Here is a 23,707-nt window from a genome sequence, read left to right as displayed (position 1 = left end):
CGGAAGGCTTGTAAGAATGAGGGATCTGCAAGTGACCACGACGATCAAATGCAACACCACCTGGGCCGCCGTAGTGTTGGCGGCTGGGGTGTCCGCAGGCGCGAGTTTCATGTCCACGACTGCGAATGCAGACATGCTGGACGTGGAAAAGGACGAATTGAAGTTTGGCTTCATCAAACTGACCGATATGGCGCCGCTCGCCATTGCCTATGAGAAGGGCTACTTCGAGGATGAAGGTCTTTTCGTCACCATCGAACCGCAGGCCAACTGGAAGGTGCTCCTCGACCGGGTAATTACCGGTGAATTGGATGGAGCCCACATGCTGGCCGGTCAGCCACTTGCTGCAACCATTGGCTTCGGCACAAAGGCACATATCGTAACGCCATTTTCGATGGATTTGAACGGCAACGGCATCACCGTTTCCAACGAGATCTTCGAGTTGATGAAGCCGCATCTTGAGATGCAGGCCGATGGCAAGCCGGTACACCCGATCAAGGCGTCTGCTTTGAAGCCGGTCGTCGACCAGTTCAAGTCTGAAGGCAAGCCCTTCAACATGGGCATGGTCTTCCCGGTCTCGACCCATAATTATGAGCTGCGCTACTGGCTCGCGTCCGGCGACATTCATCCAGGTTTCTATTCCAAGACCGACATTTCCGGGCAGATCAAAGGCGATGCACTTCTTTCGGTAACGCCGCCGCCGCAGATGCCGTCCACTCTCGAGGCAGGCACCATTTACGGCTATTGCGTCGGAGAACCGTGGAACCAGCAAGCTGTGTTCAAGGGTATCGGCGTACCGGTCATCACCGACTACGAGATCTGGAAGAACAATCCGGAAAAGGTCTTCGGCCTGACCCAGGAGTTCACGGAAGAATATCCGAACACGACACTGGCGATCACCAAGGCGCTGATCCGTGCTGCCAAGTGGCTGGATGAGAACGACAACGCCAACCGCATGGAAGCCGTCGAGATCCTGTCCCGTCCGGAATATGTCGGTGCTGATCAGGAAGTCATTGCCAACTCGATGACCGGAACCTTCGAGTACGAGAAGGGCGACAAGCGTGAAGTGCCGGACTTCAACGTCTTCTACCGCTACTTCGCGACCTATCCCTATTACTCCGATGCCGTCTGGTATCTGACCCAGATGCGCCGATGGGGCCAGATTTCCGATTACAAGCCTGACAGCTGGTACGACGAGGTCGCAAAGTCCGTCTACAAGCCGGAAATCTATCTCAAGGCCGCGAAGATGCTGGTCGAGGAAGGCTATGTTGAGGATGGTGATTTTCCTTGGGAAACAGATGGTTATCGCGACCCAACTCCAACTGAAGACATCATCGATGGCATTGCCTACGACGGCAAACAGCCCAACGCCTACATCGACAGCCTGCCCATCGGCTTGAAGGGCAAGCAAACCGTCGAAGGATCTGAAGTGGTCGGAGGCTGAGTCCCATCGCTCACCTCCCTCGCAGGCGGCGGACCTCCCCTCGGCCGCCTGCGTGAAACGCCAGATCTCAACGATAGCTTCGCGATAAGGATCAAGCCAAATGGCCAATGCCGAGACTGCTGCAGGCGCGGATATAGCGCGTCAGGCCCGTAAGGAACGTCTCTTCACCAGGATTAACAAGGCATCAAGCTGGCTTGATGCGCTCGGCCTGTCCTGGACTGTTCCACTTCTGAAAATTGCTGCTGGTGACGACGTCAAAGAACAGGTGGGTGAATTGAAGCGGGTGCTTCTGATCCCACTCCTTGGCATCGTTGCATTTGTTTCCCTCTGGGGCGTCCTGGCACCGCAGGTCCAGACATCCCTCGGTGCCGTCCCAGGTCCGGTTCAGGTCTGGGATCAGGCGGTCAACCTGTGGGGCGACCACGTTCGACAACGCGAAAAGGCCGACGCCTTCTACGACCGCCAGGACGAGCGTAACGCCAAGCTGGAAGCTGCCGGTAAAACCGACCGGATCAAATGGCGTACGTTCACCGGCGCGCCGACCTATATCGACCAGATCGGCACATCCTTGAAGACTGTCGGCCTGGGGTTCCTGATTGCCACACTGATTGCAGTGCCGCTTGGCATCGCCTCCGGTCTGTCACGAACATTCAATGGTGCCATCAATCCGTTGATCCAGATCTTCAAGCCGGTCTCGCCACTAGCCTGGCTGCCAATCGTCACGATGATCGTCTCCGCCACCTACGCCGATGCCTATGACTGGCTGTCCAAGTCTCTGCTGATCTCCGCCGTGACTGTGACGCTCTGCTCAATGTGGCCGACGCTGATCAACACCGCACTGGGTGTTGCCTCTGTCGACAAGGACCTGATGAACGTCGGTCGTGTCCTCCAACTGCCGACCTGGAAGACCATCACCAAGCTGGTTCTGCCGTCGTCCTTGCCGCTGATCTTCACCGGTCTTCGGTTGTCGCTGGGCGTGGGCTGGATGGTGCTGATCGCCGCGGAAATGCTGGCGCAAAACCCGGGGCTCGGAAAATTCGTCTGGGATGAATTCCAGAACGGCTCTTCCCAGTCCCTGGCCAAGATCATGGTCGCTGTCGTCACCATCGGCATCATCGGCTTTGCTCTTGATCGCCTGATGTTTGCCTTGCAGCGCGCCTTCACCTTCTCTGCCAATCGATAAGGAGCATCCGATGAGTTTTGTTGAGATCTCCAATCTGTCGAAAAGCTATGGTGAGGGTGCCTCCCGGACAAAGGTCCTGGGTGACATCAACCTTAAGATCGGCGAAGGCGAATTCATTGCCATTGTCGGTTTCTCCGGCTCCGGCAAGACCACTCTGATCTCCCTGCTGGCTGGTTTGATCGAGCCTGACACGGGCGGCATCATCTTCAAGAACAAGGAAATCTCCGGGCCGAGCCCGGAGCGGGGCGTGGTGTTCCAGTCCTATTCCCTGATGCCGTGGCTGACGGTGTTCGGGAATGTGTCGCTTGCTGTCGACTCGGTCTTCAAGAAGAAGCCCTCTTCGGAGCGCAAGGCGATTGCAGACAAATACATCGACATGGTCGGTCTGGGTCACGCCCGTGATCGTAAGCCTTCGGAACTCTCCGGTGGTATGCGTCAGCGCGTGGCTGTGGCACGCGCGCTTGCCATGCGCCCGGAGTTTCTGCTGCTGGATGAGCCCCTATCGGCTCTGGATGCGCTGACACGGGCCAAGTTGCAGGACGAGTTTGCGGCAATCTGCGAGCAAGAGAAGAAGACCATCCTTCTTATCACCAACGATGTGGATGAGGCCATTCTCCTGGCGGATCGAATCGTGCCGTTGAAGCCCGGTTCACCGGCCACGCTGGGGCCGGAGTTCAAGGTTGATTTCGCGCGTCCCCGCGACCGGGGAGAGTTGAACCACAATGATGACTTCATCAGTCTTCGCGCCGAAATCACTGACTACCTGATGACGGTGGGCGCGGAGGTCGAGGCTGAGGTAGAGCGCGAGATTGTGTTGCCGACTCTGGTGCCAATCACTCAGAGACTGTCAAAAGCAGACAGGCTGCCGGCGGCCTACGAGCGGGCAGCCGAAACGATCACGGAAGACCGTTACCTGGAATTCAGCCAGGTGAAGAAGGTCTATCCGACGCCAAAGGGACCGCTGACCGTTGTCGACGGCTTCGATCTGAAAATGAAGAAGGGCGAGTTCGTCACGCTGATCGGTCATTCAGGTTGCGGCAAGTCGACGGTGCTGTCGATGGTCGCAGGCCTTAATGGGATCACCGAAGGTTCGGTCATTCTGGACGGCACCCATGTGACCAAGGCCGGCCCGGACCGAGCCGTTGTGTTTCAGGCTCCCAGTCTTATGCCCTGGCTGACGGCTTATGAAAACGTCGCACTTGGTGTCGACAAGGTCTATCCAGACGCCTCCAAAACCGAGAAACGCGACGTTATTGAATATTACCTGTCCAAGGTCGGTCTCAGCGATGCGATGAACAAGCCGGCCCTGGATCTCTCCAATGGCATGAAGCAGCGGGTCGGGATCGCCAGGGCCTTTGCCTTGTCACCGAAGCTTCTGTTGCTTGATGAGCCGTTTGGCATGCTTGACAGCTTGACGCGCTGGGAGTTGCAGGACGTGCTGATGGAGGTGTGGAAACGCACCCAGGTGACGGCAGTCTGCGTCACGCACGATGTGGATGAAGCCATCCTGCTGGCTGACCGTGTTGTGATGATGTCGAACGGGCCGAATGCACGCATCGGCAACATCATGGAAGTGGACCTGCCGCGTCCACGCTCCCGCAAGGAGCTTCTCGCTCACCCGGATTACTACGCCTACCGCGAAGAGCTTCTGGACTTCCTGGAAGCCTACGAAGGCGGCGCGGATCCGAGCGAAGAACAGTTGAAATCCATTCAGGAAAAACGCGCAACCCGCATGGCCCGGCAGAAAGCCGCCATGCAGGCCGCGGAATAGTCCTCAAGAGGGAGAGGATCAATATGACCAAGCAAAGATTGGTTGTGGTGGGCAACGGCATGGCGCCGGGACGGATGCTGGAGCATCTGTTCGAGTCCAATCCAGACGCCTATGACGTTACGATTTTCAACGCCGAACCGAGGGTGAACTACAACCGCCTCATGTTGTCGCCGGTTCTCTCTGGCGAGAAGACCTATGAGGACATCATCACCCATGACGAAGATTGGTACGCGACCAATCGGGTGACACTGCACAAGTCGGCCCGCATCAGCGAGATCGATCGAACAGCGAAGACTGTCACGTCGGAAAGCGGGATCACTGCCGCCTATGACAAACTGGTCATTGCGACCGGTTCCAATCCTTTCATTATTCCGCTTCCGGGCAAGGATCTCGATGGTGTTCTGACCTACCGCGATCTGGATGACGTGGACAAGATGCTCGTCGCTGCCGAAAACGGGGGCCGGGCTGTGGTGATCGGTGGCGGCCTGCTCGGTCTTGAAGCTGCAGCCGGCCTCAAGATGCAGGGCATGGACGTCACCGTCCTTCACCTTATGCCGACCCTGATGGAGCGTCAGCTTGATCCCGCAGCGGGGTATCTGCTTGAGGCAGAGTTCAAGCGGCGTGGAATTGATGTCCGCACCAAGGCCAACAGCCACGAGATCCTGGATGATGGTACCGGCAAGGTCGCCGGCATCAAACTCGACGACGGATCAGTTATCGATGCCTCGATCATCGTCATGGCGGTCGGCATCCGACCTTCCGGGGATCTTGCCAAGATCGCCGGCCTGGACGTCAACCGGGGCATTCTGGTTGGCGACGACATGCGCACGTCAGACCCGGACGTCTTTGCGCTGGGTGAGTGCGTTGAGCATGGCGGCATGTGCTACGGCCTCGTCGCACCGCTTTACGAGATGGCCAAGGTCATCGCCGATAACCTTCTTGAGGGCACGGCCGAATACAAGGGATCAGTCACGGCCACCAAACTGAAGGTGACGGGCGTCGACCTCTACTCCGCCGGCGACTTCGCCGAGGCTGATGACCGCGAAGAGATCGTTCTGCGTGACGCATCTTCGGGCGTCTACAAGCGGCTGGTCCTGAAGGACAACAAGATCATCGGCGCGGTTCTCTACGGCGAGACATCCGATGGTCCGTGGTTCTTCGATATGCTCAAGAAGGGGACCGACATCGCGGAGATGCGTGAGACCCTTATTTTTGGCCAGGCATATCAGGGGGGCGCCCCCCTGGACCCTACGGCGGCCGTTGCAGCCTTGCCGGATGATGCAGAAATCTGCGGCTGCAACGGCATTTGCAAGGGCACCATTGTCAACGCCATCACGTCCAAGGGACTGACAGGCTTGGATGGAGTTCGTGCGCATACAAAGGCTTCCGCGTCCTGCGGAACCTGTACAGGTCTGGTCGAGCAGCTGCTCGCCTCAACTCTCGGGGATGCCTACAACCCTGCCGCAGTCCAGCCGATGTGTGGCTGCACGGAACTGGGTCACGGCGACGTCCGGCGCTTGATCAAGGCCAAGGAACTCAAGACCATTCCGGAAGTGATGCAGCAGCTGGAATGGACCACATCCCAGGGCTGTGCCAAGTGCCGTCCGGCCCTGAACTATTATCTGGTCTCTGATTGGCCGGATGAATATGCCGATGACTACCAGTCACGCTTCATCAACGAGCGTGTTCACGCCAACATTCAGAAGGACGGCACCTACTCGGTTGTCCCGCGGATGTGGGGTGGCATGACCTCGTCGAAAGAGCTTCGGGCGATCGCCGATGTGGTCGACAAGTTCGACATTCCGGCAGTGAAATGCACCGGTGGTCAGCGCATCGACATGCTCGGCATCAAGAAGGAAGACTTGCCTGCCGTTTGGGCTGATCTCGGCAAGGCCGGGTTCGTCTCCGGACAAGCCTATGCCAAGGGCCTGCGCACAGTGAAAACCTGTGTCGGCACCGATTGGTGCCGCTTCGGCACGCAGGATTCCACCGGTCTGGGCATCAAGCTTGAGAAATTCATGTGGGGGTCCTGGACCCCTGCGAAGCTCAAGCTGGCCGTCTCGGGTTGTCCCCGCAATTGCGCAGAAGCGACCTGCAAGGACATTGGCATCATCTGCGTTGACAGTGGCTACGAGATCCATTTTGCCGGAGCTGCTGGCCTGGACATCAAGGGCACCGAAGTGCTGGGCACTGTCCGTACAGAGGAAGATGCTCTCGTTTACGTGGTGGCTCTGTCTCAGATGTACCGCGAACAGGGCTATTACCTGGAGCGGATTTACAAATGGGCGAAGCGCATTGGTCTCGATGAAATCCGCCGTCAGATCATGGATGACGCGGAAAAGCGCAACGCCTATTTCGACCGATTTGTTTTCTCTCAGAAATTCGCCCAGGTGGATCCGTGGTCGGAGCGCGTCTCCGGTAAGGACAAGCACGAGTTCAACCCCCTGGCGACCCTACCTCAGGAGGCTGCGGAATGAACGTTATTGCCATGCAGGACTGGGCCGCTGTTGGCTCCATCACCGACATTCCTCGTCAGGGAGCACGCTGCGTGAAAATGGGGGAGATGACCGTCGCGATCTTCCGCACTGCTGATGATCACGTCCATGCGCTGGAGGACAAGTGCCCTCACCGCAGCGGGCCGCTCAGCCAGGGCATCGTGCACGACGGCTGCGTCACCTGTCCGCTCCACAATTGGGTCATCAGCCTGGAAACAGGCGAGGCGCAGGGAGCAGATGAGGGCAGAGTGAGACAATTCCCGGTGAAACTGGAGGGTGACACGGTTCTTCTCGGCCTGCGCTGAGTGACTGGACACCTGCTGATCGGGGTCAACCCCGGCAAGGTCAGGAGTCTAGGGAGGAAACGACCCGGAAAGGGCGCGAGAGATGACTGTTTTGGCAATCTGCCGGACAACTTCAAGAGGGGAATGATATGTCGTACGTAGCGCCTCAGGAATTCGCTGCAAAAATGATTGATGCAGGCGAATCCAAGATCTTCATGTCCACCAAGGACACGCTCATCAGAGCTTTCATGGCAGGTGCCATTCTGGCTCTCGCCGCAGCCTTCGCCGTAACTATTGCGGTCAACACCGGCAACTTTCTCGTTGCCTCTCTGCTTTTCCCAGTCGGCTTTTGCATGCTCTATCTGTTGGGCTTCGACCTGCTGACCGGCGTGTTCACGCTGGCGCCTTTGGCCGTTATCGCCAAGCGCCCGGGCTGTACCTGGAACGGCGTTCTACGCAACTGGGGGCTGGTCTTCTGCGGCAATTTTGCCGGCGCTCTGACCACGGCCGTCTTCATGGCGATCATTTTTACCATGGGCTTCAGTCAGGAGCCGAACGCCGTGGGGCAGAAAATCGGCCAGATCGGGGAAGCACGTACTCTCGGATACGCTGCAGCCGGTGGCGCAGGCATGCTGACGGTCTTCATCCGTGCGGTGATGTGTAACTGGATGGTCTCTACCGGTGTGGTCGCTGCGATGATGTCCAGCTCTGTCTCCGGCAAGATCATGGCGATGTGGATGCCGATCATCGTGTTCTTCTACCTTGGTTTCGAGCACTCCATCGTCAACATGTTCCTGTTCCCGAGCGGTATCATGCTCGGCGGCCAGTTCACCTGGGTCGACTACTTTGCCTACAACGAGATTCCGGTTGTGCTTGGCAATCTGGTCGGTGGCCTGACGTTTGTCGGCGGCATGATCTACGCCACCCACTACAAGACTTCCCCGAAGCGCAACGCTCCGGGCCAGAGCGGGGCATACGTTCCAGCTGAATAAGCTCCACTTGACGCCCGGAGCCATGTGTTTCGGGCGTCTTTTTCCAGAAACGTCCAATTCGCTTCCAGACAGGAACTTCCATGGCAGGCGCCCTGCGCATTTCAATCGGCCAGCATTCGGACAAGGGAGCCAAGGAATCCAATCAGGATTTCCATGGCGCCCTCGTACCCGATGGAAGTCTGTTGAAGACGAAGGGCATTGCCGCTGTCGTGGCAGATGGAATTTCAACCAGCATGCATGGGCGTGAGGCAGCTGAAACGGCGGTCAAAAGCTTTTTGAGCGACTATTACGCCACGCCGGAAGGCTGGAGCGTCAAACACTCCGGCGAGCGGGTGGTGTCTGCCACAAACGCCTGGCTTTACGGACAAACCCGCGTAAGCGAGGGCCGCTACGATCATGATCGCGGTTACGTCTCCACTTTTACGGCGTTGATCTTCAAAGGCCGCAGCGCTCACGTGCTGCATATTGGCGATGGGCGTCTCTACCGGCTGTCGGACGGCGGTCTGACGCAGGTAACTGAGGATCATCGCTCGCATCTGGGCGGCAACGAAAGTGTCTTGAGCCGGGCGCTGGGTATTACGCCGGCAGTGAAGATCGATTATTGCTCCATCAGTCTCGCTATCGGTGACATCTATCTGTTGGTGACTGACGGCATGGCGGAGCAGCTGGAACTCGGCTTTCCAAGCAACACGTTTGCCTCCGATGTGCTCGCCGGCCTGATGGCTGAAGTCCCTCTCTCGGATGACCTCGACGCGTTGGCCCAAAAGGCGATTTCCCAGGCCATTCGTGAGGGCGCCAACGACAATCTTACCCTGCAGATCCTGCGTGTTGATGATTTGCCCGATGCGGAAGCCGATGATCTCGGCGCTCTGGCCGAAAAGCTTGCCGTTCCCGTAGACCCCCAGCCTGGAAAGGAACTCGACGGCTGGCGCCTGTTGGAAACGTTACATGTTTCCGACCGCAGCCGCTTGTTCAAGGCCGAAGACCTGCAGACCGGAGCTCTCGTCGCCTTGAAAGTTCCTGCAGGCTCGGTGTCAAACGATAGCGCGTTTCTGCAGTCTTTTCTGACGGAGGAATGGGTGGCCCGGCGGCTTGATAATCCGCATCTCATGAAGGCTGCCTGCACGCCGGACCGCGCCCGAAAAATGCTCTACACGACATTCGAGTTGATCGAGGCCAAGACCCTGACGGCGTGGATGGCGGCCAATCCGCAACCTGAGATGGCCGTGGTGTTCGGCCTCCTGAGTGACATCTCCAAAGGCCTGCAGGCCATGCACCGGCACCAGATGGTGCATCAGGACCTCCGTCCTGACAATGTGCTGGTGACCCGTGAGGGCAGGGCGGTGATTATCGACTTTGGTTCGACCCGCATTCTCGGCACAGGTGCCGAGGTACCCGTGTCCGGTGTGGGGCTTTCCACACATCAATATACTGCACCGGAAGGCCTGCTCGGGTCTCTGGCTGAGCCAACCTTTGACACCTACGCGTTGGGCGTCATTGCCTATCAGATGTTGACCGGATCCTTACCGTATGGCGCCGATATGGCGCGCGCCGCAAGTCCCGCGGCACAACGCAAAGTCAGCTATCGCCCGGCCAGCGGCGGCACCAGCCGCGTGCCGGTTTGGATTGATGCGGCGCTGCGCAAGGCGGTGCATCTCGAGCCGTTCTGGCGCTATGCAGAGCCTTCAGAATTCCTGGCCGACCTGTCGCGCCCCAACCCGACACTTCCGGGTGTCAGGCCTGCAGCGTTTATTGCTCGGGATCCGGTCCGCTTCTGGCAGGGAGTTAGCTTGTGCCTGAGCCTTGCCATCATAGCACTTCTCTACCGGCTGTCTGTCGGCTGAAGCCTGTTCACAAGTCCTGTTTCGACCAAAGGAGATGTTTGGAATGTTGAGTAAAAGCGATGTGACTGACCTGATCTACGAGAAGAAGCGCACCGCCGGCTTGAGCTGGGCGACCATTGCTGCCGACATCGGCATGAGCGAGGTCTTCGTCACCTCCGCGTGCCTTGGCATGAACTCCCTGCCCAAGGACAAGGCCGAAGCCCTGACAAGCAATCTCGGTCTGCCGCAGGAAGCGGCAATCGTCTTGGCGGAGTTTCCGAACAAGATCTTCGCGCAAGCCATTCCGACAGATCCGTGCATCTACCGTTTCTACGAAATCATGGGCGTTTACGGTCAGTCGTTGAAGGAACTGATCCAGGAAAAGGGCGGTGACGGCATCATGAGTGCGATTGATTTCGACATGTCGGTCGAAAAGGTGCCCTACGAAAAGGGCGACCGCATCGAAATCAAGATGAGCGGAAAGTTCCTCGCCTATAACGCCTGGTAAGAGGCGAACTGCACGGACCTCCATCGTTCACCGCACATCTCTATTCGTTTCGGCAAAACGTTGTTTTGCAAGCTGAAGCCAGCAGATCTTGAAGGAACCGCCATGACCGGAACCCCAGAAACAACCTGCACGACCTGCCCCTATTGCGGCGTCGGATGCGGCGTGCTGGCCATGCAGGAGCCGGATGGCAGCGTGTCGGTCAAGGGGGACCCGGATCATCCGGCCAATTTCGGGCGGCTCTGTTCCAAAGGCTCCGCCCTGGCCGAAACCCTGTCTCTGGACGATCGTCTTCTGGTTCCTCAAGTCGATGGCAAGCAGGCAAGCTGGGATCAGGCGCTGGATCTGGTGGCTGAGCGGTTTCGGGCAAGCATTGCAGAACACGGTCCGGATAGTGTGGCGTTCTATGTGTCGGGCCAGATCCTCACTGAGGACTATTACGTTGCCAACAAGCTGATGAAGGGCTTCATTGGTTCTGCAAACATAGACACCAATTCGCGCCTTTGCATGGCGTCCTCTGTTGCCGGGCATCGGCGTGCCTTCGGCTCGGACACGGTGCCCGGTACCTACGAAGACCTGGAGCAGGCGGATCTGATTGTACTGGTCGGGTCGAATTTGGCTTGGTGTCACCCTGTGCTTTTTCAACGCATTGAGGCCGCAAAACGCGCACGGCCCCAGATGCGTCTGGTCGTGATCGATCCGCGGCGCACTGCGACGTGCGAGCAGGCGGATCTGCACCTGAAGCTCAAACCCGATACCGATGTGGCGCTGTTCAACGGGCTTCTGGCATTCTTGAACGAATGCTCCGCCATTGATGAAAGATATGTCGGCCTGCACACATCGGGTTTTGAAGAGGCGCTGGAAAAAGCCGGAGCTTGCGACATCAAGACAATCGCGGCAGCCACTGGCCTGGCTCCGCAAGACGTCGCGCTGTTTTATTCGATGGTCGCGCGCACGCCCAAGACGATCACGGTCTACAGTCAGGGTGTCAATCAGTCGGTGGTCGGCACTGACAAGGTCAATGCGATCCTGAACACACATCTGGCGACGGGCCGGATCGGCAAGCCGGGAGCCGGGCCGTTTTCGGTCACCGGTCAGCCCAATGCCATGGGCGGGCGTGAGGTCGGTGGTTTGGCCAATATGCTGGCCGCTCATATGGAGCTTGGAAACGCCGATCATCGTCAGTTGGTTCAAACGTTCTGGCAAAGCCCGGCGATGGCCGAGAAGCCAGGCTTGAAAGCTGTCGAGATGTTCCGGGCCGTGCGCGATGGCCGCATCAAGGCGATCTGGATTATGGGCACCAATCCAGTGGACAGCCTGCCGGATGCCGATGGTGTTGCCGAGGCATTGAGGATCTGCCCCTTCGTTGTCGTGTCTGAGGTGTCTACTGCCGTCGACACTCTGGCCTATGCCGATGTGGCTTTGCCTGCTGCTGCCTGGGGCGAAAAAGACGGCATGGTGACCAACTCCGAGCGCCGCATGTCACGCCAGAAGAGCTTCCTGCCGCTGCCCGGCGAGACACGCCCGGATTGGTGGGCGTTGGCGGAAGTGGCCAAGCGCATGGGCCATGCCAGCGGGTTTGATTATGCTGGTCCTTCCGAAATATTTGCTGAATTCGCCCAATTGTCCGCGACAGGCAACAACGGTACGCGCGACTTCGACATCGGCGCTTACTCGCTTGTTTCAGAAGCCGCCTATAACCGCATGTTGCCGTTCCAGTGGCCGCGTGCTTCCGCGCTGGACGAAGGCGACAGCCGGTTCTTCGCCGATGGCGGCTTCTTCACGCCGGACGGTCGGGCGCGCTTTATTGCCGTGACGTCACGCGCAGCACCGAGGTTGGAGCGGCGCTATCCCTTCGTACTCAACACGGGCCGGATCCGCGATCAGTGGCACACGATGACGCGGACGGCAAAGACCTCGCGGCTGATGTCGCATATTGGTGAGCCCTATGCCGAACTTCATCCTGATGATGCGGAAGCATTGGGGATCCAGCCGGCTGATCTGGTTCAGGTGGAAAGCCCCTACGGCAAGGTGATCGTTCGGGCGCTGGTCAGCGATCGTGCTCAACCCGGAAATGTGTTCGTGCCGATGCATTGGACCGATCAGTTCGCCGCCAAGGGACGGGTGGATGCCGTCGTTGCACCTGAAGTGGACCCGATCTCCGGCCAGCCGGGTTCCAAATTCACGCCGGTGGCGCTGAAAAAGGCGGCGTTTTCTTGGCACGGATTTGCGATTTTGAAGCATAAGCCGATCACATTGGACTTTTCCTATTGGGCGCTGGCACCGGCTCCGGGCGGCTGGCGACTGGAATTCGCAGGCGAGGGCGAGCAGTCGCCACGAGATCTTGCACAGGGGCTTTTGCAAATCGGTGATGTTGATGTGGAAAACGGTCTGATGGCCGTCGAGGACCGGGATGTTTACGCCGGGCGCTATGCCCTTTGGCAAGGCAGCGCGTTGCAGGGTGCGGTCTTTCTGGCACCGGCGCCTGTGGCCGTGTCCCGTCAGTGGGCGGTGGGCTTGCTGCAGCAACCTGCGGACACTGCGAAGGATCGCCTGGGCATTCTTGCCGGGCGCCCCGCCGCCGACCGGCCGGATCCCGGCGCAATTGTTTGCTCCTGCTTCCAGGTCGGGGCAAATGACATCGCCAGGGCTGTCTCTACCGGTGCAGGAACGCTCGATGCTATCGGTGCGACCCTGAAGGCGGGCACCAATTGCGGCTCATGCCGTTCGGAAATTTGCAGCCTGATTGCAGGCCTGCAGGAGAAGGAGGTGGATCATGCCGACATCGCGCAAGCCGGTTGAAATCGTTCGGACTTCCGACCAAGCTGCCGTGACCTCGCCAAGGCGGCGAGAGCGGATGGGAGCTCTTAGTGTTCTGCCTGTCTTTTTCTCTCTTAAAAACAAACAGGTGCTGGTGGCGGGAGGCAGCGATGCTGCCGCCTGGAAGGCCGAGCTTCTGGCGGCCAGCGGTGCCGAGGTGCATATCTATGCCGATACTCTGGATCCGGTGTTCAGCGGCCTGATTGAGGCGGGAAGCCCGTCGGGACGGTTCGTCCATCATCAGCGCCCCTGGGGGCTGGACGTGTTTGCAACACGCGCTTTGGCGATTTGTGACGCCGAGAACAATGGCGAGGCGAAAGCCTTCTTTTGTGCCTCTCGTGCTGCCGGGGTTCCCGTCAATGTGATCGACAATCCGCCGTTTTGCGAGTTCCAGTTCGGTTCCATCGTCAATCGCTCACCGGTGGTGATCGGTATTTCGACAAATGGCGTGGCACCGATCCTCGGTCAGGCGATCCGGCGCCGCATTGAGACCCTGTTGCCGCAAAAGCTGGCGGGCTGGGCCAAGTTGGCCGGTGACGTGAGGCAGGTGGTTCTGGAGAAGCTTGCCCCCGGTCCGCAGCGTCGGGTCTTCTGGGAGCGGTTTACCGACTGGGCCTTTTCCGGGCGGGAAGCTTTGGATGGCAGTCAAGATGCATCTGACCTGGTGGAGCGTACTGCGCTGGCTCAAGGTGCGCGCCAGGGCAGCGTCACCCTTGTCGGAGCCGGACCAGGCAGCGCCGACGATCTGACAATCAAGGCTGTGCGAGCTCTTCAAGGTGCCGATGTGATCCTGTTTGATGATCTGGTAGCCGACGACGTGCTGGAGTTGGCACGGCGCGAAGCCAAGCGCATGCTCGTTGGCAAGCGCGGAGGCCGTGAAAGTTGTCGGCAGGAGGATATCAACGACCTGATGGTGGATCTCGCCCGAAAGGGCAAGAACGTCGTACGTCTCAAATCCGGTGACCCGATGATCTTCGGTCGCGCCGGCGAGGAAATCCAGCGGTTGCGCGACGAGAGCATTCCGGTTTCCGTTGTATCGGGGGTGACGTCTGCCGCAGCAATGGCGGCAACGCTTGGTGTCTCGCTGACCCATCGCGATCATGCTCAGTCTGTGCGCTTCGTGACCGGACACTCGCGTCATGGCGACCTGCCGGAAACGGTTGACTGGACCGGACTGACCGATCCGGCCACGACTGTAATTTTTTATATGGGCGGGCGCATGGCCGGGCGGATTTCGGCACGCTTGATCGAAGATGGACGGTCCGCGTCTACACCTGTTGTGGTCATGTCTGGCATTGGTCGGCAAGGGGAACGCCGATGGGCCGGATGTCTGGCCGATCTGGAAGCAGGGATGAGTGAAATTGACCCTTTGGGCACCGGCGATCCGGTGTTGATCGGGGTGGGCGAGGTGTTTGTCGGGCTTGCTGCAAGGTCAGATCGGCACAATCACGCCGGGGAAGACGGTTGCGTGACAGCCAAGGCTCTCGGCTAGTCGACTGCCAACAAGAGGGGTACGCCAACAGGCGACCAACTGCTATAGGCTGGGGCCATGATGAGCTTTGCCCCTGCTGAAACTGACATACTCGATCTGAGCCCGTCATCGGGAACGACGTCCACTGCTGTGCAGCCGCTGAGCCCGCAGGAGGTGCGCGTGTGGCTCGCACCGCTTCCTTCCCCCCTCGCGGATGATGCTAGCGCGACGGCTTGGCAGAGACTGGAAGATCTTCTCTCTGAGGACGAGCTGGAGCGTTCCTCCAGGTTTCAGCAGGATGGCGCCCGGTTCAGTTATATCGCAGCCCATGCGCTGGGGCGGTTGATGCTCAGTCGGGCGACCGGAGAGGACCCGCGGTTCTTTCGCTTTGAGATTGGCGAGCGTGGCAAACCGGAGGTCATTTGTGCCCCTGGGGCGGCGCGATTGCGTTTGAACCTCTCACACACCAATGGCCTGGTTGCTGCGGGCCTGAGCATGAGACGCGACATCGGCGTGGACGTCGAGCGCCTGGACCGCTCACCAAGCATGGAGCTGGTGGCGAAACGTGTCTTCAGCGACGCAGAATGCGCGGCGATTTTTGCGGAAAAAGAACGCGACCGGCTACCTGTGTTTCTGCAGTTCTGGACCTTGAAAGAGGCCTACGTCAAAGCAATCGGCAAGGGGTTGGCGCAGCCCCTGAAGCGGATTTCCTTCCAGCTTGGTTCCGAAGACAAATCTCCACAGGTGTACTTCGATGGCGCAATAGATCCGGATTGCAGCTGGCAGTTTGCGCAGCTACGCCTCACCGACAATCACATTCTCGGTGTCGCCGTCAGCCGGGGGGAGGAGCCGATTGCTGTGGGTGTTCGCCAGGTCATGCTTGGCGTCTAACTGCGCTGTGCGTAGTTAAAGGATACGACGCAGATAAGCGGCGAGCCCGCGGGATTGATCCCACTGCTGTGGATAGCCAAGCGATACTTCCTCAAAGCGGGTGCCGTCCCGGTGGTCGGTTCGACGCGTGTGCAGATGGCCGTAGATGGCCGCCAGTGCATTGAAACGCGTATGCCAGTCGTGGGTCGCACGGGTTCCGCACCACGGGGTGAGGCGCGGCGCCCGGGGCAGGCGGATCAGCTCTTCTCGCAAGGGGTAATGATTGATCAGCACCGTGCGTGCCCCTTCCGGCAGACTTGCCAAGGCGTCACTCAATCGCTTTTCAGTGAGTTTCAGCCGCTCCGCACACCAGGCCTCGCGGCTCTCATGCGGGTCAGGCTTGAGATAAAACTGATCGCCGCAAGCCGTTCGGTGCTCCCGCGCCCATCGAACCACATCTTCCTGAGCGACATGCGCGGGCCGGAAGCTGTAGTCGTAAAGCAGAAACAGCGGGGCCAGAACAATGGGAGAGGGCTCCGCGTCGTGGCTTTGACCTCCCCAGACTGCAAATGGATCTTCTGGCGTCAGGCCACCAGCGTCACGTACCAGATCGACAAGCGCCTTGTAGCGCTCCACGCCGCGCAAGGGCGGTGGGGTATTCTTGCGGCGGATTGACCAGAGTTCGTGATTGCCGGGAACCCAGAGCACTTTGGCAAACCGCTTTGCCAGTTCTTCGATGCCGAAACGAATATCCTTGAAGCGCTCTGCCACATCACCGGCAACGATCAACCAGTCGGGCCCGAAATCCGGGAGATCGAGGACAGCTTGCCGATTGTTGTCGGCAGACAGATGGAGGTCGCTGATGGCATGAAGACGCATGCCCGCCCGATAGCTGATATTTGTCCGCCAGACCAGAGGCACGCAGGAACGGTAAAGCGAAATTCTAGGCAATTGAACGCACAGGTATGCGCATTACCACAATCATGGATCAAGTCGAAGACTTGCATGGGAGAAAAGAAGAATGGTCGGAGTGAGAGGATTCGAACCTCCGACCCCCTCGTCCCGAACGAGGTGCGCTACCAGGCTGCGCTACACTCCGACACTGTATTCTCAAGCTCTAAAAGGCTTGTCGGGAACAACGCGGGCGAGGCCCGCTGCTGATGTGGCGCTCTATTAGCATCGCGTTTTCGGTGCCGCAAGCGAATTTCTCCAGCCACTGTGGAAAGTTTCACCGGCTATGAAGCCACTCTATGCGGAGGCCCAAGTACCGTCGTTTTTCAAGTCGCTAGCGCCTGTGAGGATGGGCCGCATGGCGGTCGACGGAGGCTGAATTCACTGGTCACAGAACATCCTGGATCTCTGGGAACGACGTGGAAAACTTGCACCACGAGAAGTCCTCTGGGGAAAACTGCTCGAACACCAGCAATCGGGGGGCTGTCTTTCTCTTGAACTTGCTCAAGGGTTTGGATATACACCCTTCTCACAGACGCACTGTCAAACATCACCGCTGACAAATGCGATACTGGGGTGTAGCCAAGCGGTAAGGCACTGGTTTTTGGTACCGGCATGCGCAGGTTCGAATCCTGCCACCCCAGCCACTTTTCCAAATATATTTCCGTAAAATTGAGTATGGGTCTCCAACTGAAGCTCGTTTCATGGCCGCTGTCATTTTAAGGGCCGGCAAACGCTCTGCCGTGACTAACGTGCTCTGGCCTTTCTGCCTTCTTGCTCTGGTTTCTGCTGGCAAACGGTTAAAACCTCAGGTGGCACTGAAAGGGGTTTGCGCCTGTTGATCCCGGCTGTGGGTTTCGGAAAAATGCAGGGCCGTCAAACCCTTGTCGTTTGTGCCGCAGGTGTCTCAAGCCATTTATCGACTCTGTATTAGCTCTTGCAACTTTCGGTCAGGGATGTTCCATTCTTGGCAGGGACGAGTGAGCGTTTTTAGGATGAGGAGCGCTCCTCAAGGTTCCTTAAATTTTGTTTCTCGGGAGGAAACCCTCATGTTCAAATCCTTTATGAAGACCGTCGCTGTGACGGTCTCCGTCATTGCCATGTCCGCTGCTGCGCAGGCCGCTGACTACAACTGGACGTTCCAGACGTCCGAAACGGCTGGTGAGCCTGGCTTCATCAACAAGCAAAAGTGGGCTGATACAGTCGGCGAAATGTCCGGTGGCCGGATCGAAATCGAGATCCTGCCAATCGGCGCAGTTGTTCCGCACACCGACACGCTGGAAGCTGTCGGGGCTGGAATTCTTCAGGGTCACCTGACGGATCCGAGCTACTTTGCAGGGAAAGACCCGGCATTTGCGATGATGGGCAACCTCGTTGGCGCATGGTCCGATCCCTTCGAATTGCTTGGGTTCATGCAGTCCGGTGGCGGTCAGGAACTCTACTCTGAATTGGTTGAGCCTTACGGCGTTCATTTCCTCGGAGCTGCTGCAACTGAGCCAGAGGCTTTCGTTGCCTCCGTGCCGATCCGTTCAGTCGACGACCTGAAGGGCGTCAAGCTGCGCGCACCGGAAGGCATGGTCTACGAGATCTTCCAGAAGGCCGGTGCCGCACCGGTTGCTCTGCCGGGTTCCGAAGTTTTCACAGCCCTCGACAAGGGCGTGGTGGATGCTGCTGACTACACAGTCTTTGCTGCCAACCAGAAGCAGGGCATGAACGACATTGCCCATTACCCGCTGTATCCGGGCTTCCATTCCCTGCCGTTGATCGACATCTCGATGAACAAGGAAATCTGGGACGGGCTGCCAGAGGATCTGAAGTCGATCCTGAATGCATCTGTCGATGTCTTCATTTTCCAGCACGTTTACTCCGTGCGTCAGCTCGATGCCGAAGCCGTGAGCCAGGCGAAGGAAAACCCGGAAATCGAAATCATCAACTGGTCGGGTGATGAGCGCGCCAAGTTCCGTCGCATCGCTCAGGCTGAGTGGGAAAACTGGGCTGGAAAAACTGAAATGACCCAGCGCTACTACGACGCCGTGGTGGCCTATCTGAAAGGCCGCAACCTGCTCTGACTTGAGACAGGACATAAAAACCTCAAGCGCCCGGCAGACACCTGTCGGGCGTTCGGCGCTTAGGGAGGATATGCATGCCGGATAATGAAAGGCTTCAGGCGGAAGACCAAGGCCTTGAAGTGCAAAAGGGAATGGGTAAGGCTCAGGAAGACCTTGGTGAAGGCGGCGCAATCCGTTCACGTCTCGACGCTGCCATTGCGATGAGTTCCAAGGTGTTCGCCTGGGCGATTTTCCTGGCATTCTTCGTCAGCGTGTATGAAGTCATCTCTCGCTACGTCTTCGACAGTCCAACGTATTGGGCACATGAATCCACAACATTCCTGATTGCCGCTGTCTTCCTGATCGGTGGTCCGATTGCCTTGTCCCGTGACAAGCACATCCGTGTGCGCGTGCTATATGATGCCGTGTCGGAGAAGGCGCGGCGCTGGTTGGACGTGATCAACTCTCTCATCGCCATGGTGTTCTTCGCTGGCCTGGGTCATGCGGGCTGGACCTTGATGTGGAAAGCTACGCACACGCCCACCGGCGCTATCCATTTTGAAGGAACGGGCACAGCCTGGAATCCCCCGACGCCCGCGCTCTTGAAGATTATTATTTTCTTCTGCGTCTGTATGATGTTCGTCCAGTCGTTCCTGCATCTGCTTGAGGCACTGCGCCGCAAGCCATCGGACACCCCGGCCAGACAGGGGGCGCGCTGATATGGATCTCAGTTCTCTCGGTATTGAATACGGCACCTATGTTCTGGTGGGCGCCATCTTTGCTCTGCTGATCACCGGCCAGCCTCTGGCCTGGGTGACTGGCCTGGTGGCACTTGCCTTCACCTACGGCTGGTTCGGCGAAATGGCCTTGCCGCTGGTGACGTCGCGTATCTTCGGCTTCATCACAGAATATTCCCTCGTCGCCATTCCGATGTTCGTCTTCATGGCAGCCCTTCTCGACCGATCGGGCATCGCCAAGGATCTGTTCAACGGAATGCGGATCCTCGCCGGGCGCCTTCCCGGCGGAGTGGCGGTGCAAACCCTGATCGTTGCCATCCTGATGGCGGCCATGTCTGGCGTAATTGGCGGAGAGATCGTCCTGCTTGGCATTCTGGCCCTGCCACAAATGCTGCGCCTTGGTTACGACAAGAGCCTGTCGATTGGCGTGGTCTGTGCGGGCGGTTCGCTCGGAACCATGATGCCGCCATCGATCGTCTTGATCATCTACGGTCTGGTTGCCGGCGTTTCGATTGCCGATCTGTTTGTGGCGGCCATTACGCCAGCGCTGCTGCTGCTGGCGATCTATGTTGCCTATGTGCTCTTCCGTTGCCTCCGCAATCCGGAAATGGGCCCTCCCATGTCGGCAGAGGATCGGGCAAAGGAATCGCTTGGCGGTGCCATCAAGGCACTGATCCAGCCATTCCTGATCATCTTCGTGGTGCTCGGCTCGATCTATGGCGGTGTGGCCTCGGTCACGGAAGCTGCGGCGCTTGGTGTGTCCTCGGTGCTGGTTCTGTCGCTGCTGCGGCGTGAGCTGAACCTGAAGATGATGCAGGAAAGCCTTGTCCATACGCTGGAAACCTGCGGCATGATCATTTGGATCGGCATCGCGGCGGCGGTTTTGGTCGGTGTCTACAACCTGATGGGCGGCAACCGTTTCGTGTCCTCGACCATTCTCGGTCTGGACGCAGCGCCGGTCGTTGTTATCATGGTGATGATGCTGATCCTGATCGTCCTTGGCATGTTCCTCGACTGGATCGGCATAGCCTTGCTGACTTTGCCGATCTTCGTGCCGATCGTGATCAAGCTGGGCTACGACCCGATCTGGTTCGGCATCCTGTTTGCGGTCAACATGCAGGTTTCCTATCTGACGCCGCCGTTCGGACCCGCTGCCTTCTATCTGAAGAGCGTGGCGCCGCGCGACATTACACTCGGCCAGATCTACAAGGCTCTGCTGCCCTTCATTGGGTTGCAGTTGATCGTGCTGGCACTGCTGCTGTTCTACCCGCCCCTGGCAATCTGGGCGCTGTAGCGAACGGCAGGTTCCAACAACAAGCCCCGAGGCCTTTATCAGGCTCCGGGGCTTTTTTTGTTTTCGCTGGAGTGAGGGTAAGTTTCGACGGACTTCAGGCGGATGCCGGTTCCTGACAGACATCGACCCAGGTCGCGCTGGTGATCTCTGCCATCTGCAACGGAGAAATGCGCAAGGCCGCATTGATTGCGCCGGCCGCCGGTATGACTTCGTCGAATGCTTGCAGGCTCACGTCACAATAGATTTTCAGCGGACGTGCCAGTCCAAACGGGCACACGCCGCCAACCGGGTGCCCGGTGACCTCCTCGACCTCTTCAAGGCCCAGCATTTTCACCTTGCCACCAAAGGCGGCCTTGGCTTTCTTGTTGTCCAGCCTGGCATCTCCCCGTGCCACCAGCAGGCAGACTTCATCTTTCACCCGAAAGGAGAGCGTCTTGGCAATTTGTGCCTGCGCAACGCCGTGCGCCTGAGCTGCTTCGCTGACTGTGGCGCTGCTGTCTTCGGTCGTCAGGATGATCAGATCAGGGGCGGCCTTGCTCAATTGGGCGCGTACACTTTCCAGGCTCATGGGACATCCTTGGCTATTGGGAGAAAACGAAGCGAAATAACGGACCTGACTGCGGGCTCCTAGCAGTCAGGTCAAGGCGTCTGTTCAGAGCCCGGGAAAATGATGTCCGGGCCTAAAAGTCTCCGGCAGGCTGAAGCGGGCAGGGGTATCGGTCAACTCCGCGATGAGCGCATCGGCCAACAGATGGGCTATTCCGAAGGATATCTTGAAGCCTCCCGCCGCGATATAAGTCCGCTGTTGTCCGGGAAGCCTGCCGACCAAAGGATCTCGTTTGTTGCAGCGCGGACGCACGCCAGCCCAGCGTTCCAGCACCGCACGTCCTGCCAGCGCAGGGCAGAAGGCAACGGCACGGCGCAGGAGTTCATCGGTCATCTCAGCATCAACGTGACGGGTCTCGTCGTGGCGTTCGGACGTGGAGCCGACAGCCACAGTGCCATTGTCATGCGGGACGACATACAGGCCGTCGCAATAGATGGCCGGACGCTCTTCCAGCCCGTGACCTTCCAGCAGCACTGCCTGGCCCTTTTCACCGCGGCCAATCATCGGGCCCGTCAGTGCTGCGATCTGGGGAAAGATTTCATAGCCGGTCGCCAGAACGAGGTTACGAGCATAAAGCGCACCGGTATGGCCGGAGGCGTCCAGTTTGCCTGTAACCTCGTCATAGGCATCCAATCGGACACCCTCCAGAAGGCTGTTTTGGGCGCGGATCGCATGGGCCAGCGCAGCCAGGTAGTCGCGCGGCGCAACCCGTGCCGCCAGAGTTTCGTGGACCAGCCCATGGGGGGCGGCAGAGGGGGAGAGCCAGTCCGCATAGGCCCCGTGTGGTTCCACTCGATAGGAAAAGCCGGTGTCTTGCGGCTTCCAGCGCTCCAAAGCTTCTTCCGCCCGCTCATGGTGATGCGCCAGTCTGTCTTCACTGACAATCGGCAGAATGCGGCCGCAGGCGCGATATCCCGCTGACATACCGGTTGTGGCTTCAAGTTCTTGCACATGCGCCGGTAACGACGACAGTGCGTCGAATTGAAACTGCTTTTTCGGGTTCCAGCGGGCAGGCATATGCGGCATCAAGGCGCCCAGAAGTCCGCCCGACGCGCCGGCACCGACATGGTCGGCCTCCAGCACCACGACGCGCATGCCAGCTTGGATGGCACGATAGGCGATGTTGAGGCCGAAGATTCCTCCGCCGGCAACGGCAAGATCGAAAGGGGAGTGCGGTGCGGTGGACATCACATGAACCGGGGCAAGGGAGAAGGACAGGCAGAGGCGGCGAAGAGGAAATCTGAGGTTGGCTTTTTACGAGGGCAGGCTAAAACCGACAAGGCGTCGGCGGCCTCTCCTGCCGACATATCCTCTAACGGGTTCATGGTGCAAGGTGCCGGCAGATGGTGAGTGAGACCTGTGACAAGCCAAACGAGAGTCCACAGCTGGAGTGGCTCGAAGGCGACGTGCCGCGTTCGCCACAGTTTCAGGATACCTATTTCTCCATGGATGGTGGGCTGGAGGAAACCCGGCATGTCTTTTTGGACGGCAATCGGCTGCCGGACCGCTGGGTCGGCCAGGATCGCTTCACGATTGGGGAATTGGGCTTTGGCACGGGCCTGAACTTCCTCACCACGCTCCTCACCTTGTCAGAGCAGCAGACAGCGCCGAAGCTAACCTTTCTGTCGTTCGAGCTTTACCCCCTGAGCCTGGACCAGCTTGCCAAGGCCCTGGCGGTCTGGCCTCAGCTGTCTGAGTTGAGCACGCAGCTGCTCGCAAACTGGCAGCCGAGCCCGGGATGGAACCGCTGGCAGATCGCCGGTCACGAACTGCTGTTGGGGATCGGCGATGCGCGCCAGCTGATGCAACATGCGGGCGCCGAACTCAGTGGGGCACAGTCAGCGCCGTCAGCCTCCGTCGACGCCTGGTACCTGGATGGCTTTGCGCCGTCGAGAAATCCTGAACTCTGGCAATTGGATCTGTTGCAGCAGGTGTGTTCATTGACCACGCCAGGCGGCACACTGGCCACCTACACAGCAGCCGGGTGGGTCCGCCGCAACCTCTCGGCCGCCGGTTTCACCATTGAAAAGACCAAGGGGTTCTCCGGTAAACGCGAAATGGTCATCGGACGGAAGCCCGATTGACGAACAACCATTCGCCCGCGCAATCAACAGCCGACCGAACCGGTATTTTTAGTCGTCACCATCGCCGTCTTCGGCTGTTTGCTCGGACAGTGGAACCTCTCGGCCGGTCAAAGGCGTAAGGCCTGAGAGATCAAGGATCGCCTCCTTGTCTCAAAATTAGGGAAGAAGGCGTCTACAAATCTAGGGGCTATTCGTTCCCATCCCTTAACGCCATTTTCCGGTTGCAGCTTAGGCGCGCCTTGTGTGTTTTCGCAATGCTTGCTGGTGTCTTGGTCAACTGGGCGGAATGGGCTATCGTGATATTTGTGACCGGTCGGTGAGGCGGCTGGTT

At 58.7% G+C, this 23,707-nt stretch carries 18 protein-coding genes and 2 tRNA genes; 16 read left to right on the top strand and 4 right to left on the bottom strand.

The genetic code is table 11. The annotated features are described in order from the left end of the window. Positions 1-109 precede the first annotated feature (109 nt). From J0X15_RS08820 to J0X15_RS08770, 11 genes are all read left to right on the top strand, one after another. Complete coding sequence (locus tag J0X15_RS08820; protein WP_206940205.1) at positions 110-1,441, top strand: CmpA/NrtA family ABC transporter substrate-binding protein; 1,332 nt, start codon at positions 110-112, stop codon at positions 1,439-1,441. A 100-nt stretch (positions 1,442-1,541) separates the two neighbouring features. Further along, positions 1,542-2,624 (top strand): ABC transporter permease, encoded by a 1,083-nt coding sequence (locus J0X15_RS08815; protein WP_206939790.1) that lies wholly within the window; start codon positions 1,542-1,544, stop codon positions 2,622-2,624. Between the two features lie 10 nt (positions 2,625-2,634). Continuing rightward, the gene (locus J0X15_RS08810) at positions 2,635-4,395 is read left to right on the top strand and encodes an ABC transporter ATP-binding protein (RefSeq protein ID WP_206939789.1); all 1,761 of its coding nucleotides are present in this window, start codon (positions 2,635-2,637) and stop codon (positions 4,393-4,395) included. Between the two features lie 23 nt (positions 4,396-4,418). Beyond that, the gene (gene nirB, locus J0X15_RS08805; RefSeq protein ID WP_206939780.1) at positions 4,419-6,872 is read left to right on the top strand and encodes a nitrite reductase large subunit NirB; all 2,454 of its coding nucleotides are present in this window, start codon (positions 4,419-4,421) and stop codon (positions 6,870-6,872) included. Beyond that, positions 6,869-7,195, top strand: a complete 327-nt coding sequence (gene nirD, locus J0X15_RS08800) for a nitrite reductase small subunit NirD (RefSeq protein ID WP_206939778.1) — start codon at positions 6,869-6,871, stop codon at positions 7,193-7,195. Before nirB ends, nirD begins: the two co-directional genes overlap by 4 nt. A 128-nt stretch (positions 7,196-7,323) precedes the next feature. Beyond that, positions 7,324-8,166 carry a formate/nitrite transporter family protein gene (locus tag J0X15_RS08795; RefSeq protein ID WP_206939776.1) on the top strand — a complete coding sequence of 281 codons (843 nt, stop codon included), beginning with the start codon at positions 7,324-7,326 and terminating at the stop codon, positions 8,164-8,166. Positions 8,167-8,246: 80 nt separating this feature from the next. After that, complete coding sequence (locus tag J0X15_RS08790; RefSeq protein ID WP_206939775.1) at positions 8,247-10,010, top strand: bifunctional protein-serine/threonine kinase/phosphatase; 1,764 nt, start codon at positions 8,247-8,249, stop codon at positions 10,008-10,010. Positions 10,011-10,053: 43 nt separating this feature from the next. Then, a complete protein-coding gene (gene cynS, locus J0X15_RS08785; RefSeq protein ID WP_206939774.1) occupies positions 10,054-10,497 on the top strand; it encodes a cyanase in 444 nt (147 codons plus the stop codon). 102 nt (positions 10,498-10,599) lie between these two features. Further along, positions 10,600-13,296, top strand: coding sequence for a nitrate reductase (locus J0X15_RS08780; RefSeq protein ID WP_206939773.1), 2,697 nt, complete (start codon positions 10,600-10,602; stop codon positions 13,294-13,296). A 55-nt stretch (positions 13,297-13,351) separates the two neighbouring features. Next, positions 13,352-14,806, top strand: coding sequence for a siroheme synthase CysG (gene cysG / locus J0X15_RS08775; RefSeq protein ID WP_206940203.1), 1,455 nt, complete (start codon positions 13,352-13,354; stop codon positions 14,804-14,806). Positions 14,807-14,863: 57 nt separating this feature from the next. After that, positions 14,864-15,676, top strand: coding sequence for a 4'-phosphopantetheinyl transferase family protein (locus J0X15_RS08770; RefSeq protein WP_206939772.1), 813 nt, complete (start codon positions 14,864-14,866; stop codon positions 15,674-15,676). Positions 15,677-15,691: 15 nt separating this feature from the next. On the opposite strand, the gene J0X15_RS08765 is transcribed toward J0X15_RS08770, so the two are convergent. Both J0X15_RS08765 and J0X15_RS08760 read right to left on the bottom strand, forming a co-directional pair. Further along, positions 15,692-16,534 carry a metallophosphoesterase family protein gene (locus J0X15_RS08765; protein ID WP_206939771.1) on the bottom strand — a complete coding sequence of 281 codons (843 nt, stop codon included), beginning with the start codon at positions 16,532-16,534 and terminating at the stop codon, positions 15,692-15,694. 143 nt (positions 16,535-16,677) lie between these two features. Continuing rightward, positions 16,678-16,754: transfer RNA gene (locus tag J0X15_RS08760), tRNA-Pro, on the bottom strand. Positions 16,755-17,178: 424 nt separating this feature from the next. Here J0X15_RS08760 and J0X15_RS08755 point away from each other — a divergent pair. The 4 genes from J0X15_RS08755 (at position 17,179) to J0X15_RS08740 (ending at position 20,685) form a co-directional block, all read left to right on the top strand. Beyond that, a tRNA-Gln gene (locus J0X15_RS08755) sits at positions 17,179-17,253 on the top strand. Between the two features lie 402 nt (positions 17,254-17,655). Then, positions 17,656-18,675 (top strand): TRAP transporter substrate-binding protein, encoded by a 1,020-nt coding sequence (locus J0X15_RS08750; RefSeq protein WP_206939770.1) that lies wholly within the window; start codon positions 17,656-17,658, stop codon positions 18,673-18,675. Positions 18,676-18,749: 74 nt separating this feature from the next. Continuing rightward, a complete protein-coding gene (locus J0X15_RS08745; RefSeq protein WP_209015195.1) occupies positions 18,750-19,373 on the top strand; it encodes a TRAP transporter small permease subunit in 624 nt (207 codons plus the stop codon). Position 19,374: 1 nt separating this feature from the next. Continuing rightward, positions 19,375-20,685, top strand: a complete 1,311-nt coding sequence (locus J0X15_RS08740) for a TRAP transporter large permease (protein WP_206939769.1) — start codon at positions 19,375-19,377, stop codon at positions 20,683-20,685. A 94-nt stretch (positions 20,686-20,779) separates the two neighbouring features. Here the strand turns inward: J0X15_RS08740 and J0X15_RS08735 are convergent, their stop codons facing one another. Beyond that, a complete protein-coding gene (locus tag J0X15_RS08735; protein WP_206939768.1) occupies positions 20,780-21,253 on the bottom strand; it encodes a YbaK/EbsC family protein in 474 nt (157 codons plus the stop codon). A gap of 84 nt (positions 21,254-21,337) precedes the next feature. Further along, positions 21,338-22,480 (bottom strand): NAD(P)/FAD-dependent oxidoreductase, encoded by a 1,143-nt coding sequence (locus tag J0X15_RS08730; RefSeq protein WP_206939766.1) that lies wholly within the window; start codon positions 22,478-22,480, stop codon positions 21,338-21,340. Between the two features lie 155 nt (positions 22,481-22,635). On the opposite strand from J0X15_RS08730, the gene mnmD reads away from it, so the two are divergent. Continuing rightward, entirely contained in the window at positions 22,636-23,376 is a 741-nt protein-coding gene (gene mnmD, locus J0X15_RS08725) for a tRNA (5-methylaminomethyl-2-thiouridine)(34)-methyltransferase MnmD (protein WP_206939764.1), read from the top strand. Positions 23,377-23,707 lie beyond the last annotated feature (331 nt).

The sequence above is a fragment of the Roseibium limicola genome, assembly GCF_017313085.1.
Lineage (GTDB): Bacteria > Pseudomonadota > Alphaproteobacteria > Rhizobiales > Stappiaceae > Roseibium > Roseibium limicola.
This window is presented reverse-complemented; position numbering and strand designations above follow the sequence as displayed.

Excerpts from the sequence above, each read along its gene's own strand:
- J0X15_RS08750 (WP_206939770.1), top strand. The coding sequence starts at position 17,656 with ATGTTCAAATCCTTTATGAAGACCGTCGCTGTGACGGTCTCCGTCATT.
- J0X15_RS08790 (WP_206939775.1), top strand. The coding sequence starts at position 8,247 with ATGGCAGGCGCCCTGCGCATTTCAATCGGCCAGCATTCGGACAAGGGA.
- J0X15_RS08740 (WP_206939769.1), top strand. The coding sequence starts at position 19,375 with ATGGATCTCAGTTCTCTCGGTATTGAATACGGCACCTATGTTCTGGTG.
- J0X15_RS08735 (WP_206939768.1), bottom strand. The coding sequence starts at position 21,253 with ATGAGCCTGGAAAGTGTACGCGCCCAATTGAGCAAGGCCGCCCCTGAT.
- J0X15_RS08795 (WP_206939776.1), top strand. The coding sequence starts at position 7,324 with ATGTCGTACGTAGCGCCTCAGGAATTCGCTGCAAAAATGATTGATGCA.
- nirB (WP_206939780.1), top strand. The coding sequence starts at position 4,419 with ATGACCAAGCAAAGATTGGTTGTGGTGGGCAACGGCATGGCGCCGGGA.
- J0X15_RS08730 (WP_206939766.1), bottom strand. The coding sequence starts at position 22,480 with ATGTCCACCGCACCGCACTCCCCTTTCGATCTTGCCGTTGCCGGCGGA.
- nirD (WP_206939778.1), top strand. The coding sequence starts at position 6,869 with ATGAACGTTATTGCCATGCAGGACTGGGCCGCTGTTGGCTCCATCACC.
- J0X15_RS08765 (WP_206939771.1), bottom strand. The coding sequence starts at position 16,534 with ATGCGTCTTCATGCCATCAGCGACCTCCATCTGTCTGCCGACAACAAT.
- cynS (WP_206939774.1), top strand. The coding sequence starts at position 10,054 with ATGTTGAGTAAAAGCGATGTGACTGACCTGATCTACGAGAAGAAGCGC.
- J0X15_RS08820 (WP_206940205.1), top strand. The coding sequence starts at position 110 with ATGTCCACGACTGCGAATGCAGACATGCTGGACGTGGAAAAGGACGAA.
- J0X15_RS08745 (WP_209015195.1), top strand. The coding sequence starts at position 18,750 with ATGCCGGATAATGAAAGGCTTCAGGCGGAAGACCAAGGCCTTGAAGTG.
- J0X15_RS08815 (WP_206939790.1), top strand. The coding sequence starts at position 1,542 with ATGGCCAATGCCGAGACTGCTGCAGGCGCGGATATAGCGCGTCAGGCC.
- J0X15_RS08780 (WP_206939773.1), top strand. The coding sequence starts at position 10,600 with ATGACCGGAACCCCAGAAACAACCTGCACGACCTGCCCCTATTGCGGC.
- mnmD (WP_206939764.1), top strand. The coding sequence starts at position 22,636 with ATGGTGAGTGAGACCTGTGACAAGCCAAACGAGAGTCCACAGCTGGAG.
- J0X15_RS08810 (WP_206939789.1), top strand. The coding sequence starts at position 2,635 with ATGAGTTTTGTTGAGATCTCCAATCTGTCGAAAAGCTATGGTGAGGGT.
- cysG (WP_206940203.1), top strand. The coding sequence starts at position 13,352 with ATGGGAGCTCTTAGTGTTCTGCCTGTCTTTTTCTCTCTTAAAAACAAA.
- J0X15_RS08770 (WP_206939772.1), top strand. The coding sequence starts at position 14,864 with ATGATGAGCTTTGCCCCTGCTGAAACTGACATACTCGATCTGAGCCCG.